Origin of the sequence: Halomonas sp. DP3Y7-2, assembly GCF_019800795.1 — a bacterium.
GTDB lineage: Bacteria > Pseudomonadota > Gammaproteobacteria > Pseudomonadales > Halomonadaceae > Halomonas > Halomonas litopenaei_A.
This window is the reverse complement of sequence record NZ_JAHVKJ010000011.1, coordinates 465821-482975: the sequence shown is the minus strand read 5'-3', so window position 1 is coordinate 482975 and position 17155 is coordinate 465821. Positions and strand designations below refer to the sequence as shown.

Here is a 17155-nt window from a genome sequence, read left to right as displayed (position 1 = left end):
TCAGCCACTGGCATTGACAGCACAGCGCCCGCGCCTGCCTGGCAGGTGCGGGCGCTGCATGTATGCGGACGTGCTCTGGATCAGAAGCGGTAGCTGATGCCGGCCATGATCACGTAGGGGTCCACCTCGATCTCGCCGATATCCTCGCCATTGAGATCGACGTCGCTGTCGATATCCAGGTACCACACCGCCATGTTGGCCGCCCAGTGATCGTCGATCAGCAGATCCAGGCCCGCCTGGCCAGCCCAGCCCCAGGACTCTTCCAGGTCCAGGTCAGCACCCTGAAGGTCGATGTCTTCATCAGAGAAGTGGGTGTAGTTGACGCCGATGCCGGCATAGGGCTGGACACGGGAAGCGGTGCCACCGAAGGGATAGTATTGCACGGTCAGAGTCGGCGGCAGATGCTCGACGCTCGCGCCAATATCGTTGCCACCCACGTTCAGGTCCACGTCGTGCTCGAAGGGCTCGGCGGCCAGCAGTTCGACGCCAAACTTGTCGTGGAAGCGGTAGCCGAGGGTGAAGGCAAAACCGTTGTCGTCATGGACATCGGTGTCCATGGTGCCGCCCATCAAGGAACCGTTGTCGGAGTCAGGCTTGACCTTGGCCACACCGACGCGGGTATAGAAGTCGCCCTTGCCATAGTCGGCAAGCGCTTGTGTGCTGACGAGGGCAGCGGAGCCAAGGGTGGCAATCAGTGCGGTAGTGACCAGGGGATGGCGCATGCAGTTCTCCTTGCGTACTGGCGAATGGGCGGACCCGATGTGAGCCAGTCTATGCTGTAGTGAGAATGCAGTTATTGACCTGCCTCAATACCTCTTTCGGTTCATGCCAATGGATTGGCCAACGAAAACGGCGCCTGGAAAGCCAGGCGCCGTGGTGTCAGCGATCTATGGAAATCAGACGCTGTCTTTCAATTACTTCTGGTTAGAAGCGGTAGGTGACGCCTGCACCGATGGTCATCGGATCGATTTCGGCTTCGCCGACGTCGCTGCCATTCACTTCGATATCGGAGTCGACGTCAGCGTAGCGTGCGTAGGTGCCCACCAGCAGGTTGTCAGTGACGCTCAGGTCAAGACCAACCTGTGCGGCTGCGCCATAGGAGCTATCCAATTCGGCGTTGAAGCTCTCGTCCGAGAAGTGGGTGTAGTTCATGCCCACGCCAACGTAGGGGTGAACACGGGCGTTTTCGACGCCACCCAGCGGGTAGTAGTTGAGCATCAGGTTGACCGGGGTGCGGTCCACGCTACCAATGTTGCCGCCGCCGACAGCAATATCATGCTCCATGGCTTCGGAGCCGTTCAGCTCGACGCCGAACTTGTCGTGGAACAGGTAACCTGCGCCATAGGCAAATCCATTCTCTTCGGAGACATCAATGTCCTGACCAGCGATGTCACCATTGTCTGAAGTGGGATCGGCCTTCTCAAAGCCACCGCGCACATAGAAGTCACCAGCCTGGTAGGCCATGGCGGACTGCGCAGCAAAAGCAGTGGTGGCGAGAAGAGCAGCGGTTCCCATCAGTCGTGTCATTTTCATGGTGGACCTCCTTGATGATCCTATGGCTTCGAAAGGTGAAGCTATGTTGTACAGGGCACAGTTTACGAACAGTGTTTCTAAATGTCTTGTAGAAATAAATAATCGAGTCGATAGGGATAACTAGCGAAAAACTATGGAACTAACGAGCTGGTGCCGTGTCACTGAATCAAATCTGTACAACTTTTTTGCACATTTGGGGTGTGTGACGGGCCAAACAGCGGAGTGCCACGAGACAAAAGCTGAGTCCACGGCGCAGGAGCGACGGCCCGAGGGGCAAACGCTAGAGGCCAGAAGTCCAGGTGCCAGAAGTCCAGGTGCCAGAAGGCCAAGGACTGGAAGGCCAGGGGACAGCAGTGAGAAAGCCAACACGGGGCGGTCAATTGCCGTGGACGACGCCTCAGGCTAGCAGGGGACACCTGGGCAATGGCAACGGGTGGTCCACGCGAAACCTCGCTGAACGGACGGAAATCGTCTTCACTGTGAGGTAATCATCTACCAATGGCGGGGGCGGCATTGTGATCAGACGTAACCGAAGCCGGTTGCTGGGCGTCTCCAACGTGCCTTGGGGGATGGCAGCCTTGGCGCTGGGCGCCTCCGCCTTGTTGGCGGTGTGGCTGCTGCTGGAGCCCTGGCTGATCAGTGGCCTGACACTGCCTGCTCGTGTGTTGATGGTGGGGCTAGGGCTTTGGGTAGTCGGCGTCGGCTTGGCACTGCCATTGTGCTACCCGTTGGTCACAGCGCCCACTGTCGGCGCGTCTCGCATGCTCATGTGGCTGCGGAGAGCGAGCGCCGCGCCCTGGTACCCCTTGGCCCTGGCGACCTTCGTCACCTTGTTGTTGGCCCGCTCCATTGGCGTGATATAACGGCATCCGAGTGATGCAACGGCCGAGGCGCAGTGAGCAGTGACCAGTGACTAGTGACAGGCCAAATACCGCCCCATATGAGAAGGCCGTCCCATATGCAGAAGGCCGCCCATCTGGGCGGCCTTCTGCGTGACGGCTGTCATTCAGCGCTTATGCATCTTCCAGTGTATCGAACTCTTCGGTGATCTCGCGGCTAGGCTCCTGAGTGGCAAGACTGACCACCACGATGGCGATGTAGGCAAAGATCACGCCCGGTACGATTTCATACAGATCAAACAGGCCACCTGACAGTTCAGCCCAAGCCACGACGGTGACGCCGCCGACCACGATGCCGGCCAGGGCGCCCCACTGGTTCATGCGGCGCCAGTACAGCGACATGATCAGGGCAGGACCGAAGGCGGCACCGAAACCTGCCCAGGCATAAGACACCAGACCCAGTACGGTGGAGTCAGGGTTCATGGCCAGCAGGTAGGCGACGATGGCGATACCCACGACAGCCAGGCGTCCCACCCAGACCAGCTCTGATTGGCTGGCATCGGGGCGGAACAGCGCCTTGTAGAAGTCGTCGGTCAGGGCAGAGGAGGACACCAGCAGCTGCGAATCCGCGGTGGACATCACCGCCGCCAGAATGGCTGCCAGCAGAACGCCTGCGACCAGAGGGTGGAAGATGGCGTTGACCATCACCATGAAGATGGTCTCACCGTCACCCAGGTCACGGGTCATGTAGACCAGGCCCAGCAGGCCCACGGCCATGGCGCAGACCAGGCACAGTCCTGACCAGGTGACGGCGATGCGGCGTGCAGTGGGAATGTCCGCTTCGGAGCGAATGGCGGCAAAGCGCGCCAGAATGTGGGGCTGACCGAAGTAGCCAAGACCCCAGGCCAAGGAGCTGATGATGCCGATGGCACTGAGAGTTTCGCCGGTGGAAGCATCGACGAACCAGCTCAGCATGTCGGGGTTCTCTGCCAGGATCTGCTGGCCGCTGGCACCGAGCCCGCCCAGCTCAGTCAAGGCGATGACCGGAACGATCAGCAGCGCGGCGGCCATCATCAGGCCCTGGATAAGGTCCGTCCAGGATACCGCCAGGAAGCCACCAAAGAAGGTGTAGGAGATGATCGCGAGGGTGCCGACGGTGACCGCGATGGTGTAGTCGAAACCAAATACGGTCTCGAACAGCTTGCCGCCTGCCACCAGACCAGAACTGGTATAGAACAGGAAGAACAGCAGGATGAACACCGCCGAGATGACCCGCAGCAGAGGCGCCTTCTCGCGGAAGCGTTTGGCAAAGAAGTCCGGCAGGGTCAGCGCATCACTGGCCTTGAAGGTATAGATGCGCATGCGACGTGCGACGATGAGCCAATTCAGCCAGGTGCCGATCAGCAGGCCGACGGCAATCCAGGATGCAGACAGTCCGCTGACGTAAGCGGCGCCGGGAAGACCCAGCAACAGCCAGCCCGACATGTCCGAGGCACCCGCCGAGATGGCCGATGTCCAGGGACCCAGGGAGCGGCCGCCAAGAATGTAGTCTGACAGGTTGGTGGTGCGCTTGTAGGCGATGATGCCGATGACCAGCATCAGTATCAGGTAGAGCGCGAACGTAATGCCAATCGTGGCGTTATTTTCGACCATGGGGTGCGTTCCTTGTGGTTTTTGTCGTGGGTGAATGGCGTTCTCTCGTCACCGTCTTTATAGCAAGACCGATGACCCCTTCAGTGGGCGCGGTGGTCGTTCGCGTCCCTGCGGTGTGGTGGCCTTCCCCGGGGTAACGGAGAAGACCACCGATGCCAGCGGCCGTGGCCGACCGGTCATTCGTCTCCCAGTGCCAGCAGCGACGCATTGCCTCCCAGCGCTGCAGTGTTGTTCGTTACCGTCTTTTCGGTCGCGAAGCGCAGCAGGTAGTGCGGCCCACCGGCCTTGGGGCCTGTGCCGGACAGACCTTGCCCGCCGAAGGGCTGAACGCCTACGACTGCGCCAATGATATTGCGATTGATGTAGACGTTACCAACTCGCATTTTCCGCGCTATTTCAGCGGCAAAGGATTCGTTGCGGCTGTGAACACCAAAGGTCAGCCCGTAGCCACGGCCATTGATGGAGGCAATGACCTTGTCGAGGTCCTTGGACTTCCAGCGCACTACGTGCAATACCGGCCCGAACTGCTCGCGCTCCAGGGCATCGATGCTGTCGATGTTGAAGGCGGCGGGGGCGATAAAGGTCCCATTGCGGGTGTGCTCAGGCTTCAGCGGCGTCTCACTGATCAGGCGTCCCTCGCTCTTGAGCTTGTCGATGTGTGCCTGAAGGTTGCGAGACGCATCCTCGTCGATCACCGGGCCTACGTCAGTACCCAGGTCACGGGGGTCGCCGACGTGCAGCTCTGCCATGGCGCCATCAAGGATTTCCAGCACGCGGTCGGCAACGTCGTCCTGCAGGTAGAGAACGCGCAGTGCCGAGCAGCGCTGACCGGCACTCTGGAAGGCAGAGTGAATCACGTCCGCAACGACCTGCTCTGGCAGGGCGGTAGAGTCCACGATCATGGCATTCATTCCCCCGGTCTCTGCCACCAGGGTAGGCAGTGCAGCGTTCTCACGCTCGGCCAGGGCACGATTAATGATCTGTGCTGTGTCTGTTCCACCGGTGAACACCACCCCGGTGATGCGAGGATCACTGGTCAGCACGCTACCCACGGTAGGTCCATCACCCGGCAATAGCTGGACGACGTGGCGGGGCATGCCGGCCTGATAGAGCAGCTCGACCACGCGATGGGCCACAATCGACGTCTGCTCCGCTGGCTTGGCCAGTACCGTATTGCCCGCAACGGCGGTAGCCACCAGCTGCCCACAGAAGATGGCGACAGGGAAGTTCCAGGGGCTGATGGCGGCGAATACCCCCTTGCCACCCATGTGCAGGCGGTTGGACTCGCCGGTTGGGCCGGGCAGATCAGTAGGCTCGGCAAACAGCTCTTCGGCGCGAACGGCGTAGTAACGACAGAAGTCGACGGCCTCGCGGATTTCATCCACGCCATCGGTCAGCAGCTTGCCCCCTTCGCGAGAACATAGCGCCATCAGTTCCGCCAGGTGCTCTTCCATCAGGTCGGCGAAGCGACGCAGGATATCGGCGCGCTGCTTGACGGGGGTGGCTTCCCAGTCGGGGAAGGCTGCCCAGGCAGCATCAATGGCTTTCTCCGCTTGTTCGCGGGTGGTCCACTGCACGCTGCCGACGGTCTTGCTGCGGTCATAGGGGCTGGTGACCTGATGCGTCTGTGCGGCGTCCTCGGCAATGTCGAAGGCCAGCAGGGGCTGGGCCTTGTAGGTGGTGTCCATGTGCGCGGACATGGCCTCCATCAGCGGCTGGTACTGACTGTTGATGGTCAGGTTGACGCCCTTGGAGTTGGGGCGATGGGCACCGTAGATGTCACGCGGCAGAGGGATCTGCGGGTTGGCGATGGTCTTGTACTGACGCAGGGTCTCGATGGGGTGTACGCAAAGAGACTCCACCGGCACCTTCGGGTCGACGAGCTGGTGCACGAAGGATGAGTTGGCACCGTTTTCCAGCAGCCGGCGGACCAGGTAGGGCAGCAGGTCCTTGTGTGCCCCTACCGGCGCATAGATGCGGCAGTAGGTGCCTTCGGGCGCGCGCTGAAGTGCGGCATCGTATAGCGCTTCACCCATGCCATGCAGGCGCTGGAATTCAAACGGTCTGCGCGTGTGGTTGGCCTGCTCCAGAATGGTGGAGATGGTGTGGGCATTGTGGGTCGCGAACTGGGGAAAGATGCGGCCCTTGGTGGCGTCCGACAGCAGGAAGCGGGCGCAGGCGAGATAGGCCACGTCAGTGGAGGCCTTGCGCGTATAGACCGGGTAGCCGTCGACTCCCAGCTGCTGGGATTCCTTGATTTCAGTATCCCAGTAGGCGCCCTTGACCAGACGCAGGGGGATTTCGTCGCCCTGGAAGTCGGCCAGACGGTTGAGGTAGTGAAGGACCGGCAAGGCGCGCTTGGAGTATGCCTGTACGACCAGTCCGAAATGGCCCCAGCCCTTGCAAACGTCGCTTTCGTAGACGGCGCGGAAGACCTCCAGGGAGAGCTCCAGGCGGTCGACTTCCTCGGCATCGATGGTAACGGCGACGTCGTTCTCGCGGGCAAGTGCCACGAGTTCCTTGACGGTGCCGACGAGCTCGTTCAGCACTTGCTCGCGACGGCCGAATTCGTAGCGGGGGTGCAGCGCCGAAAGCTTGATGGACACAGACGGTGCTGGGGTCTTGTCAGCCAGCTGGCGGCTGGTCTTGCCGACCTGACGGATGGCGGTGGCGTAGTCTTCGTAGTAGCGGCCGGCATCACGGCGAGTACGAGCGGCCTCACCCAGCATGTCATAGGAATAGGTGTAGCCCTTGTCGAACAGCGGCTTGGAGCGCTTGAGCGCTTCGTCGATGTCGCGGCCGAGGACAAACTGCTTGCCCATGACCTTCATCGCCTCAACCATGGCTCGGCGAATCACCGGCTCACCCATGCGATTGACCATCTTGTTGATAAAGCCGCTGGGCTTGCCGTCTTTGGGCTTGTCCAGGCTGACCACGCGCCCGGTCATCAGAAGCCCCCAGGTAGAGGCATTGACCATCCACGACTCGCTCTTGCCGAGGTGCGCTTTCCAGTCCGCGGGACCCAGACGATCTTCGATCAGCGCGTCCGCTGTTTCCTTGTCGGGGATGCGCAGCATGGCTTCAGCCAGACACATCAGCATGAGGCCTTCATGGGTGTCCAGGCTGTACTGCTGCAGCAGCTCGTCGATGGTATCTACCGCGGTATCCATCTCGCGGACCTCGCGGACGAGTGACGCTGTCTTCTGTGCGACGCGCTCGATGTGCTCGTCCTTGCCATCGATCAGCGCGATCAGCTCACCCACATAAGCGTCTTCCGCGACCACGTAATGGTCGCTGATACGGGTAAAGAGGGTGTCCAGATCCTGCTGCCAGGTGGCGTTGTCGAGCATGTTGTTGGCGTTGAGCATGTCAGTCCCCAAAGAGTGAACCGCCAGGGGGCGGGAAGAGCGAATCGCGAACCGAGTCGCGAAACTTGGGCATGGTGGCAAGCCTAGGTGGCAGACATCTTTCATGCTTGCCATATCCACCGAAGGATTTGCTAAATCCCCGGTCCTTGTGTCTTAACCCTAGCCTTGTTGTGCAGTTTTGGCAGGTTGAGCCGTGTTGGCAGAGAGGTGAGCGTGATTCAACGCGGCAGCGCCGCTCAGGTGGCGTCGTGCTTGGCTGGGCGGGTGGCCAAAGTGCTTGCGGTAGGCACGTGACAGGGCGCTTTGATGGGCAAAACCCGTGAGGGCTGCAATCTCGGAAAGAGGCAGGCGGCTTCGCAGCAACAGCCGTTGCGAGGCCTGAAGGCGTCGGCGCATGACATATTGCCAGGGAGATAACCCTGTCTGGGCGCGGAAACGCTCGGTGAAGTGGGTTTCGCTGAGACAGGCGAAGGCCGCCAGATCAGCGACCTTGAAGCGCCTTGCCAGGTGATCATCGATGTAGCGGTCGAGGGCGCGCAGGTCGATGCGTCGGTGCTGGGCATTGGTTCCGCAGTCAGCCGCTAAGCGCGCATGAAGAGAGCCGAGAAAGGTCGTGGCAAGTCGCTCTTGGTGGAGCGCTGGCACCGGGCCTTCTTCGGCCAGATGGTCAAGCTCTGCCACCAGGAAATCCAGGTAGCGTCTCAGCGGTGCGTCCAGCGTAAAGAAGCGCGGTGCGTCGAACAGGCGCGATAGCTCGTGATGATGGCCGGTCAAGGCGAGGGCGTCATGGGGGAGGTCGACGATCAGTTGGCGGTTGTTGCCAGTGCCAGCGTAGTAGTGCAGATGGTTGGCAGGAACGATGCAACCACAGAATGGCTCTATGGTGCCGCCAAGGCCCTCGATATCGAAGTCAGCACGACCGGCCAGGGCGATAACGATCTGGTGGTAGTCGTGAGAATGGTGTTGCGTCGCGGTATCCAGGGGAATTCGCCTGATGGCGCTGCTCATCCCATGCCTCCCGCCTAGGCTCATGAAGGGGCTATCATAACTCATCGGTGCACAATTCTCATCGCACACCCGTCTTTCGCTACGATCCTGGCTTACGGCTGCTGGCGGCGTTCCTGCAGACGCGTGTGAGCGGCCAGGTGGTCCCGCAATGCTCGCAGGTCCTCATGCCCAGCAGGATCCAGCAGCGACTTGCCTCGACTGACGCGCCCAAACCGACCGTGCTCTTCAACCAGGTGGCGGGCCCGCCGTCGGATGCCTTCCAGATACTCGTCGTGGCGAATCGGATAGAGGATGACCGCGTTCCACTCATCTTCGCTGACTGTGCTGTCCAGGGCACGGTCGAACAGGTCCAGCAAGTGGCGGGGTTCCGTCCTATATCGCGGTGTACCCGATAACATCAGTACCGCAAGCACCGCCAGAAAGATAACCAAGCAGACGGCAAAAACGAGGAGAAACAAGGACAAGGTCATGGTGGAGCTGCGCAAGAGTGGTGGAAGCGAGCGACGCTGGGACAGCCTCTCATATCTTGGCGTGAATGTCCCGTGACGCGCCTACGCGCTGGGGGACTGTGGTACACCCATCGTGGATTGCATATTGTTACATGATGAATGAATGATCCTACGCAGGGCACATGCGTTGGCTAAGAGCGGCGGCATCACGGGAGACGGCCTGCCTGATGGATGACTCAAGGTTGCCTCTGTCGCATCCGTGGTGGGGATACCGAGACAACGAGGGGTGCTGATGGTCTTAGGGGTAACGCTGGTACTGGCAGTGCTGCTCGGTTGGCTGGCCCAGCGAACTGGGCTATGTATGGTCCGAGCGGTACAAGGCCTGCGCATGTGGCGCCCTGGACTGCTACTGACCATTCTGGGCTGTGGCGCCTGGTTCTGGATGATCAGTCCATGGTTGGTGCATTTTCCCCTGGGTGACGTGTTGATGCGGCATGCCGCCGGTTGGCCCTTCGTCCTGGGAGGAGGCTTGTTCGGCCTGGCAGCAGCGGTCAATCATGGCTGCTCGATCTCGACCCTGTCGGCGCTGGCCAGAGGCCAGTGGCATATGCTGGCCACTATTGCCGGCTGGGTCCTGGGATGGTGGCTGTTGTATTGGCTATCCCGCGACATCTCCTATACCACTCTGAACATGACCTTCGCGCCTGCCTGGTGGGCGGTGATGGGGGTCGTCGCGCTATCACTGCTTGCGATCTGGCGCCTTTCTCCTGGTCATCGCCGTATCTATGCTGGCGTGGTGGTGTTTGGCGCTATTGGTGGCGTACTCGGCGCGCTCGAACCCCATTGGTCACCCAGTCAACTGATTCGCGATATCGCCCAGAGGCCATTGATGGAACATATGCCCATTGACTGGCCAAGCGTCTCACGAGTGTTGATCAGCCTGTTGATCGTGGCGGGAATGATGGCTGCAGCGCCGCGTCGTGGACGCAAGGAGCCTGAGCCCTTCATGGTGGCGCGCTGGATGAAACACCTTGTCGCCGGGGTGGGGATGGGGGTCGGCGCTGCGCTGGCGTTAGGAGGAAATGACCTGCAGCTACTGATCGCACTCCCGGCCGGTTCACCCGGCGCGGTCGTCGCCCTCCTGTTCATGATATTGGGGATATGGCTCGGATTGGTGTTGGAAGAGCGTTTCACCCAGCGCTCCCGTTGAGGCGGCATACAGCAAACCTCTGGCCAGTGGCGGGTATGGGGAAACGTCTCAGGCAGTCACGTTGATACCTTTGACGGTAGGCCCAGGCCAAACAGACTACGTTCCTATTGATCATACGTGCGCCGCGCTACCGCCACGATAAACGGCCACCGACATCGCCAGCGCTATTGGCACTATCATCGGCAATATCATCGGCACCGTTTCCCCAAGCCCCGCAATGCGGTTCAGAGGTGAACTATGACCACGACGCCAGGCGATACCTCCCAGAAGGATGTTGCGGATAAGCGCCAACAATTGATTCATGATGAGCTGCCTAAGGAGCATGAGGACCCCCTCATCAGTGCGCTGCATCGTATCATTCGCTTCGGTGTCAAGATCCTCGCTGTGCTAATGGTGTTTGTCATCCTCTGGGGCATTATTGATGTTGTCTATGTACTCTACCAACAGCTATCGTCTCCGCCGATACTGCTGCTGGAGGTCGGAGATATCTTTCGGCTTTTTGGCGCTTTTATGGTAGTGCTTATCGCGATAGAAATATTTATTAATATTCGCCTCTATCTGGGTACGGATGTTCTTCCCATTCAGCTTGTTATTGCGACAGCGCTAATGGCAATTGCAAGAAAGGTGATTGTCATGGATTTCGATGCGGTCACTCCCCAGTATGTGTTGGCAACCGCTGCCGTCGTGCTTGCGTTGGGAGTGACACACTGGCTAGTGTCTCGAAAGTCTAGGTAAGTCCGTCAAACTTCCATGACAGCATTCGCCGCCGCTAACTCTTGGTGCACACAAGTTCTTCTAAGGGGCCATAGGCTGACAAATGTCCTGCAGACCTTCGCCGCCATGTCAGTAAAATTCGCTCCATTCTTGAAGTATAGGTGAGGTGGTCATGTGGAAATATGTGGAAGTTGTATTTTGTATAATACAGCTATTGGCTGGGCGTGAGAGTGTCATGAATCCCTATTCTTGTCGGTGAGAGCGGGCCAGAGGTGTGGGGAGGGAGCAAGCTTGTCGCTGGCCCGCTGCGCTGTGGGTTAGCATTGCAGTCGCATACAAGTTCGCATCAAGCTGCACATATCGTTTGGTGGAAGGAGTCTAAAAGCGGTGGCCAAGTGAGGTAACGTGGCGCTATCAACGTGGGCTAGTCAGCCTACCATCTTGCGCGTCATACATCGCTCTGATGGGCGATGGTTCGAATTCCTATGTAACACATCCCGTCAACAAGTCATCTTAGATGCATGGACTTTCAGCAACTTATCGCCTTGACGTGGCTGTCTCCTGGCCGAGCCCAGTGGTAGGTGAGTGTTATCTCATTGAAAAGTACAGCGTGCTTTACCTTCAGGGCTTTACGTCATCATGATGGCCAAGGTGGAATGAATATATCCTTTGCCTTTCAGAGGCTTGTATATCTGCGGCTTGGTATCGCACTTATGGATTGTTCGCTAACTGGCGTGCTGCCACCTGGGTAAGTAAAGGATAGATGTAGCTACCCTGTTAGTGGTGGTGAGGTTTACAGTGTGTATTTTGCATAATACATTTCAGAGTGTCGCGTCATCAATGCGACATCATCATCGTGAAGAAGTCGGTATGCCATTGTCAGTTGGGAAGAGTGTCATTGGGTATTGGAGGGCATATCTCTGAAGCACGACCTTGCCAGTTTGACGTTAACCATGGCCTATGAAGCTAACGGGAAATGGAAAGGTGTGGTGCTGGTTGAACTGGCCTGGCAATAACTCGCTTGGCACCGGCGAGAAAACGACATTCGCGCTAGCGAGAATGTCGGGAGCGTACGGAAATGGCTACACATCATATTGATAAACTGTTGTCTGAAGGATCTCCGATTATTGTTCGTGATACCGTCAGGGCGCCAGCGTCGGCGCGGGCAGCTAGCGCTGGGACTGTCGAGGTAGGAGATATCGGTAGCGTAACTGTCACTACACCTGACGGCGGCGTGCCAAGGACCTTGGCCGAGAGATTTCACGAGTACATCAATGTGAAGGACTACGGAGCCGTGGCTGACGGTGTGACCGATGATGGTCCCGCCATTGCAGCGGCCATTGAGGCCGCGGGCATCGGGCAAACGGTGTACTTTCCCAGTGGCGTTTACCTTGTCAGTGCGCCGCTGCTGATCAACAAGGTGGTCTCTCTTAAAGGAGATGGGTCACGTTCAACCGAACTTGTTTTCTTGCAGGGTGGGATTACCCTAGGCACAACGACAGATAAGGGAAGGGATACTGCTGTTATCTCGGAGCTAGGGTTTCTTGCCAAGTCGAGAGGCATTCATACTGGCTTAACGCTAGTGTCACATGACCAATCTGGTCCGAAACCCCCAGCCTTCTTCCTCCAAAACCTGAAGTTTCATGGGTTTGATACGTCTTCAGTGGGTGTGAATAATTACGAATGGAAGACGGCAATACGGATGGAGAATGCCGATAAGTCTATTCTTAGTTCTGTCTTTATATATGGTAAAGAGCGCTCCAGTATTGACAACTACGATACCAACACTATTGGCGTAGATGTCTGCAGTAGTACAGGAGTAGTATTCTCTAAAGTCGATGTCTATCGGATGAAGACTGGGTTTTCAATATCCGGACAGAGTGAAGGAGATAATTGGATCGATGGAGTAGTGGTTGCAGCTAATGTGGGAATTCACTTCCATGACCTGATAACGCCATCGAATAACTTTAGTATACGTGGTGGGCATTATTCCTGTGAGCAGTATGGCATTTGGATGGAGGCCTCTCAAGCAGGTCTACACCATATGAGCAAATACAATAATATCTCTAACTGCTTTTTTCTTCAGCGGAGGTGTGATGGTAGCAGGGCTAACAGCACCAATGGCAAGGCAATGAAGGAGTATTGTGCACTGTTAATGACGACAAGTTACAGTACTCTATCTGATGTGGTGGTGTTGAGTAGACTTGGCGATGACTTTCGGCCTGATCTCGACCAAAATCGCGGCATTCAGCTGCAGGGCGGGGAATGTAATGTCCTGTCGAACATCGTGTGTGTTCGATCGGGTATATCGGTGGACACGATGGCGTCTAGAGATAATGTCATTACCAACGTGGTAACGGAAGGCGTTGTGGACTCAGCTGTCCAGGGAAATGCTCTGGAGCAGGGGCCCGGGGATGTCTCGCTGACACGCTCAGAGGTAAACGGGTGGTCGTTGTCTTCCCGTAATATTCTATTCTCAGTCGAAGCAGGGCCAGTGCTTAAGCTAATAAATGGTGCTGGAAAAGGGCAGGCAGTCAATCAGCTTGAGGCGTTTTCTACGGGGGCTGATAAGCGCTGGGTGGGTATCAGGGCAACGAGCACAGATGATGCCTATCCAGACCAGGATATCGCGCTCCTATCATCGGGAGCAGGGCATGTCAGGTTCGGGCGCTTTTCGCCAACTACCTCGGCTGCTATCACAGGATCCATCGAGATCAAGGATATGTCGGGAAGGGTCAGGAAACTGGCGGTCGTAGAGGATGTTCATTGACTAGACGGAGGGGCAGTCGCCACCTGGCAGGTGATGGCTGCCCGCTGCACGTCTGAGGCATCTAGGTTGGACGAACCTCAGGAATATCAAAATGGATGGAACTCATGATGCGGTGATGCTGCTTTATACCAGCGGCGCGGTAGCGCTTGGTTCCATCGTCAGATGGTTGGATAGCTTTCGCAAAAGAGACATGACCAAGTTAAATGTGCCTCTTGTTGCAACGGAAGTCTGCGGTGGGATCCTGTTAGTAGTCGTAAGTATAGGATTAAGTGATTACTTCTATCTCAAGAATTGGACAGAAATCGCTGTGGCGGTGATGTTAGGAAGAGTCGGTCCTTCCTTTATCGGCCGGTGGGCGATTCATCTGATCGAGCGTATGGTCGTAAAGTAGTTTGCATGGTAAGCCATGGTGACCGTCGACGGTCAATCTAGGACTAACGTACTGATGCCGTGTGATCGAGGACTTCCTGGTGACATGTTTGAAGCCGACGGCACACAGCGCAGTGATTGATGAGGTGATAATGTTCGAGTGGTGCGGTAATGCTAAAAAGGTGATCTTGAATGAGTTTGTTGTATGTAGATGATACGGTGATAGCAGGTGGTGTCATGATGACGACATTAGAGCGAAACAGAAGAAATAGCAAAGGAAGTAGTGACTACAACGCTGGGCAGCACGATAGGCCTTCAGGTTTTTCGCTTGGCAAGCGGAGTGTCGACAACCTTGTTGGCGTTCATCCTGACCTGCAAGCGTTGGTGTACCGCTGCATTACGCTAAGCGAGATCGATTTCTTTGTGAATGAAGGGGTTCGATCGCTGGAGAGACAGCGGGCGTTATTGGCATTGGGGGTGACGAAGACGCTCAATAGCCGGCATCTTACCGGGCATGCTGTAGATCTTGTGGCACTCAAGGATGGCCGCGCCTCTTGGGAGTGGCCCGACTATCGAGTGATTGCTGATGCAATGAAAGCCTCTTCCTCGCGGCTGGGCGTACCCGTTGAGTGGGGAGGGGACTGGAAGAGTCTCAAGGATGGGCCGCATTTTCAGCTTCCATGGGAGAACTATCCCTTATAGGGGTTACAGGATAACGCGCCAGGGGCTACATGTGTCATGTCGCCCCTTTTTTCTGATCGATCTTGTCGATCAGTTCCAGAAACTGAGTCAGCTGTGAGGCGGTCAGCTCTTTCTGAAAGGATAGCAAGTAATAGCCATTCTCTGTGTTTCGTATATCAATCCATTCGGCGTGCGGCGCTTTTTCATCAGCCTGTGTAATGCCGGTGAGTTCGCCCGGTGTTACCGCAAGAACCTTTGCCAGACGTGTTGCATACTCACTACTGGGTATAGACTTTCCTCTGGCATAAAGGCTGATGCAATTTCTTGGCATGTTTGCCTTGCGAGCCAGTTCTGCCTGACTCCAGCCATGGCGATGCATCGCATCAAGCACGAGAGCCTGTACGCGTTCACGAAGATGTGATCTGGCTTCTTTTATGTTTTGATCACTCATATCTTTCCCCTTCCGATAGGTCGTCATTCAACGTCGCCGAGAAAAGGTGTTGTTGAACATTGGTGTTATTGAATATTAAGAGACTGATTTTGGGAGAACAAGCATATAACGGCAGGGGGCGGCCAGCACATTCCTTGAATATGCTAGTCGAGTGGCAGGCATCGATACGGGGGGAATGATGGGGCCTTCACTATTATTTGGCTCAAGGAACTGCCATTCGTTGCGAGGTGATGCTGGGAAAGATTATGCATGCCAGGAAGGTTGGCGATATCACAGCTACCTGGGCGAGGGTACATTGATGACTCAATAAGCCTGAAAGGCGTTCGGTAGACACTGCGGAGTCGTCGTAACTGACGCGCTGCTTCTTGCCAATGGCGAGGTGTTGGTTAAACAAGGTAAGAGGTGGTGCGAGAGGACCGGGAAGACGAGGGCGCTGGAGCGGGTGAAGGGAATCGAACCCTCGTCTTAAGCTTGGGAAGCTTCTGCTCTACCATTGAGCTACACCCGCAAGGCGGTTTCGATAGTAAACTCAGTTGCTTAAGCCTGCAAGAAAAAGACGGGGCATGCCGGCTTCGGCCTATCATCATCGCGACCGCCTGGTCGCTATGTGGCTGACGCGAGAGTCGCCTTTGTCGTCGATCTTGCCGCCGATGTTGCCGACATGCTGTCCTGTTCCAGCATGCAGGATGTGGTCCCTGAGGGTCCCTTTTACTGAGGGGACGCCTGACGGGATCGCTGACCGAATGCCCGGCAAAGGGCTCAAGGCCGCTTCGCCAGGTTCTATGATGGTTAGAGCGCACTTACCGCAGTGGAAATGCGACGAGCACCCTCCATGATCTCCTCAATGACCTGCTGGGCGTCGCTGACGCTCGCTTGACTCGATTCACTTACGCTGACGATCTCGGTCATCTTCTTGCTGGCGAGGCGTATCCGCTCGTTGTTTTCGTGGAGTACGTCGGCGATTCTCGATGCCGCCTGGGTAGACCCCTGGGACAGTGAGCGAACTTCCTGGGCGACCACGGCAAACCCCTTCCCGTGGTCGCCTGCTCTTGCGGCTTCCACGGCGGCGTTAAGGGCCAGCAGGTTGGTTTGATGTGCGATGGAGGAAATAGATGCCGTAATGGCATTGATCGCCCGCGTATGTTCCTCTAAAGCGGTCACGATGGCCTGGGTTGCCTTGATATCCGCGCTGGCCTGCCGGGCAGCGGCTACCGCTTGCTGGAGCTGCTCAAGCCCTCCTGCGGCAATCGACTCGGTCTGCTCCGCCGTGACGCGAGCCGCTTGTGCAGCAGCTCTCGCAGCATCCTCGGTTGCCACCGCTCGGGTAATATCGGTGGCGAATTTGATGATGCGACATACCCTGCCTGCTGCATCGGTCACAGGGTTGTAGGTGGCCTCCAGCCAGATGGGCTGCCCCGTGGCAGTGAACCGCTGGAACCTTCCCTGTTTGTAGTGGTTGCTGCTTAGCTCCTGCCAGAAGTGTGGGTATTCAAGGTAAAAGGCGTCGTCACAGAACATGCGGTGATGCTGGCCTTGAATCTCCTCGAGCGTGTAACCCATTGCCGACAGGAAGTTGGTGTTGGCGTTGGTGATATAGCCATCGGGAGTGAATTCGATCATCGCCATGGAGCCATCCAGGGCGTCGAGAATGGCACTTTGGCCGGCCGCTGAAAGCCGTTGCCGAGTGACGTTGCTGGCGATCTTGAGAATGCGCTTCACCTTACCCCGGCGGTTCTTGATGGGCAGGTAGCTTGCCTCTAGCCAGAGCGTATTACCGTCGGCATCGATGCGCTCGAAGGTACCGCTGGCAGGCTTGCCGTTGGCCAGTGCTTGCCAGAACGCCTGATAGGAAGGCGATGACACCACACTGTCAGGACATAACATGCGGTGATGCTGCCCTTTGACCTGCTCGAGCCGATAGCCAACCGTGCTGAGAAAGTGGGCGCTGGCGTCGAGGATGGTGCCGTTCGGGAGAAAGGTGATGCAGGCGGTGTGGCTGTTGAGCGCATATCGCAGCGCGCTTGTTCTTCTTGCCATAACCATGGGAAAGCCTCGGAAGCGAAAAGGGGATGCTTCCGAGGTATCGGCGGCAGGGCGCAGGCCTGAAGGG

At 57.3% G+C, this 17155-nt stretch carries 14 protein-coding genes and 1 tRNA gene; 6 read left to right on the top strand and 9 right to left on the bottom strand.

Annotated elements, in window-relative coordinates:
• Nucleotides 1-80 precede the first annotated feature (80 nt).
• Both KUV45_RS17760 and KUV45_RS17755 read right to left on the bottom strand, forming a co-directional pair.
• The gene (locus tag KUV45_RS17760; protein ID WP_206943562.1) at nt 81-722 is read right to left on the bottom strand and encodes an OmpW family protein; all 642 of its coding nucleotides are present in this window, start codon (nt 720-722) and stop codon (nt 81-83) included.
• 202 nt (nt 723-924) lie between these two features.
• Nucleotides 925-1533, bottom strand: a complete 609-nt coding sequence (locus KUV45_RS17755; RefSeq protein ID WP_206943560.1) for an OmpW family protein — start codon at nt 1531-1533, stop codon at nt 925-927.
• Between the two features lie 515 nt (nt 1534-2048).
• On the opposite strand from KUV45_RS17755, the gene KUV45_RS17750 reads away from it, so the two are divergent.
• On the top strand, nt 2049-2396 hold the full coding sequence (locus tag KUV45_RS17750; protein WP_222163666.1) for a hypothetical protein: 348 nt from the start codon (nt 2049-2051) through the stop codon (nt 2394-2396).
• A gap of 150 nt (nt 2397-2546) precedes the next feature.
• Here the strand turns inward: KUV45_RS17750 and putP are convergent, their stop codons facing one another.
• The 4 genes from putP to KUV45_RS17730 form a co-directional block, all read right to left on the bottom strand.
• Nucleotides 2547-4025 carry a sodium/proline symporter PutP gene (gene putP, locus KUV45_RS17745; protein ID WP_222163665.1) on the bottom strand — a complete coding sequence of 493 codons (1479 nt, stop codon included), beginning with the start codon at nt 4023-4025 and terminating at the stop codon, nt 2547-2549.
• Nucleotides 4026-4201: 176 nt separating this feature from the next.
• Nucleotides 4202-7393 (bottom strand): bifunctional proline dehydrogenase/L-glutamate gamma-semialdehyde dehydrogenase PutA, encoded by a 3192-nt coding sequence (putA, locus tag KUV45_RS17740; RefSeq protein ID WP_222163664.1) that lies wholly within the window; start codon nt 7391-7393, stop codon nt 4202-4204.
• Between the two features lie 159 nt (nt 7394-7552).
• A complete protein-coding gene (locus KUV45_RS17735; protein ID WP_206943552.1) occupies nt 7553-8401 on the bottom strand; it encodes an AraC family transcriptional regulator in 849 nt (282 codons plus the stop codon).
• A gap of 92 nt (nt 8402-8493) precedes the next feature.
• Nucleotides 8494-8757: a hypothetical protein gene (locus KUV45_RS17730; RefSeq protein ID WP_308126723.1), complete on the bottom strand. Its 264-nt coding sequence runs from the start codon at nt 8755-8757 to the stop codon at nt 8494-8496.
• A gap of 385 nt (nt 8758-9142) precedes the next feature.
• Here KUV45_RS17730 and KUV45_RS17725 point away from each other — a divergent pair, with 385 nt between their 5' ends.
• The 5 genes from KUV45_RS17725 to KUV45_RS17705 all read left to right on the top strand — a co-directional run bounded on the left by KUV45_RS17725 (nt 9143) and on the right by KUV45_RS17705 (nt 14615).
• A complete protein-coding gene (locus KUV45_RS17725; protein ID WP_222163663.1) occupies nt 9143-10060 on the top strand; it encodes a YeeE/YedE thiosulfate transporter family protein in 918 nt (305 codons plus the stop codon).
• 237 nt (nt 10061-10297) lie between these two features.
• The gene (locus KUV45_RS17720; protein ID WP_206943550.1) at nt 10298-10795 is read left to right on the top strand and encodes a phosphate-starvation-inducible PsiE family protein; all 498 of its coding nucleotides are present in this window, start codon (nt 10298-10300) and stop codon (nt 10793-10795) included.
• A 1057-nt stretch (nt 10796-11852) separates the two neighbouring features.
• The gene (locus KUV45_RS17715; protein ID WP_222163662.1) at nt 11853-13544 is read left to right on the top strand and encodes a glycosyl hydrolase family 28-related protein; all 1692 of its coding nucleotides are present in this window, start codon (nt 11853-11855) and stop codon (nt 13542-13544) included.
• Between the two features lie 91 nt (nt 13545-13635).
• Entirely contained in the window at nt 13636-13935 is a 300-nt protein-coding gene (locus KUV45_RS17710; protein ID WP_222163661.1) for a hypothetical protein, read from the top strand.
• Between the two features lie 170 nt (nt 13936-14105).
• Complete coding sequence (locus tag KUV45_RS17705) at nt 14106-14615, top strand: M15 family metallopeptidase (RefSeq protein WP_224852055.1); 510 nt, start codon at nt 14106-14108, stop codon at nt 14613-14615.
• A gap of 34 nt (nt 14616-14649) precedes the next feature.
• On the opposite strand, the gene KUV45_RS17700 is transcribed toward KUV45_RS17705, so the two are convergent.
• The 3 genes from KUV45_RS17700 to KUV45_RS20410 form a co-directional block, all read right to left on the bottom strand.
• The gene (locus KUV45_RS17700; RefSeq protein ID WP_222163660.1) at nt 14650-15045 is read right to left on the bottom strand and encodes a helix-turn-helix domain-containing protein; all 396 of its coding nucleotides are present in this window, start codon (nt 15043-15045) and stop codon (nt 14650-14652) included.
• Between the two features lie 434 nt (nt 15046-15479).
• Nucleotides 15480-15553, bottom strand: a tRNA-Gly gene (locus KUV45_RS17695).
• 281 nt (nt 15554-15834) lie between these two features.
• Nucleotides 15835-17082 (bottom strand): PAS domain-containing methyl-accepting chemotaxis protein, encoded by a 1248-nt coding sequence (locus tag KUV45_RS20410; protein ID WP_308126722.1) that lies wholly within the window; start codon nt 17080-17082, stop codon nt 15835-15837.
• Between the last annotated feature and the right edge of the window lie 73 nt (nt 17083-17155).

Coding starts and splice junctions, on each gene's coding strand:
- KUV45_RS17725 (WP_222163663.1), top strand. CDS start 9,143: ATGGTCTTAGGGGTAACGCTGGTACTGGCAGTGCTGCTCGGTTGGCTG.
- KUV45_RS17735 (WP_206943552.1), bottom strand. CDS start 8,401: ATGAGCAGCGCCATCAGGCGAATTCCCCTGGATACCGCGACGCAACAC.
- putA (WP_222163664.1), bottom strand. CDS start 7,393: ATGCTCAACGCCAACAACATGCTCGACAACGCCACCTGGCAGCAGGAT.
- KUV45_RS20410 (WP_308126722.1), bottom strand. CDS start 17,082: ATGGCAAGAAGAACAAGCGCGCTGCGATATGCGCTCAACAGCCACACC.
- KUV45_RS17760 (WP_206943562.1), bottom strand. CDS start 722: ATGCGCCATCCCCTGGTCACTACCGCACTGATTGCCACCCTTGGCTCC.
- KUV45_RS17755 (WP_206943560.1), bottom strand. CDS start 1,533: ATGAAAATGACACGACTGATGGGAACCGCTGCTCTTCTCGCCACCACT.
- KUV45_RS17700 (WP_222163660.1), bottom strand. CDS start 15,045: ATGAGTGATCAAAACATAAAAGAAGCCAGATCACATCTTCGTGAACGC.
- KUV45_RS17715 (WP_222163662.1), top strand. CDS start 11,853: ATGGCTACACATCATATTGATAAACTGTTGTCTGAAGGATCTCCGATT.
- KUV45_RS17710 (WP_222163661.1), top strand. CDS start 13,636: ATGGATGGAACTCATGATGCGGTGATGCTGCTTTATACCAGCGGCGCG.
- KUV45_RS17705 (WP_224852055.1), top strand. CDS start 14,106: ATGAGTTTGTTGTATGTAGATGATACGGTGATAGCAGGTGGTGTCATG.
- putP (WP_222163665.1), bottom strand. CDS start 4,025: ATGGTCGAAAATAACGCCACGATTGGCATTACGTTCGCGCTCTACCTG.
- KUV45_RS17720 (WP_206943550.1), top strand. CDS start 10,298: ATGACCACGACGCCAGGCGATACCTCCCAGAAGGATGTTGCGGATAAG.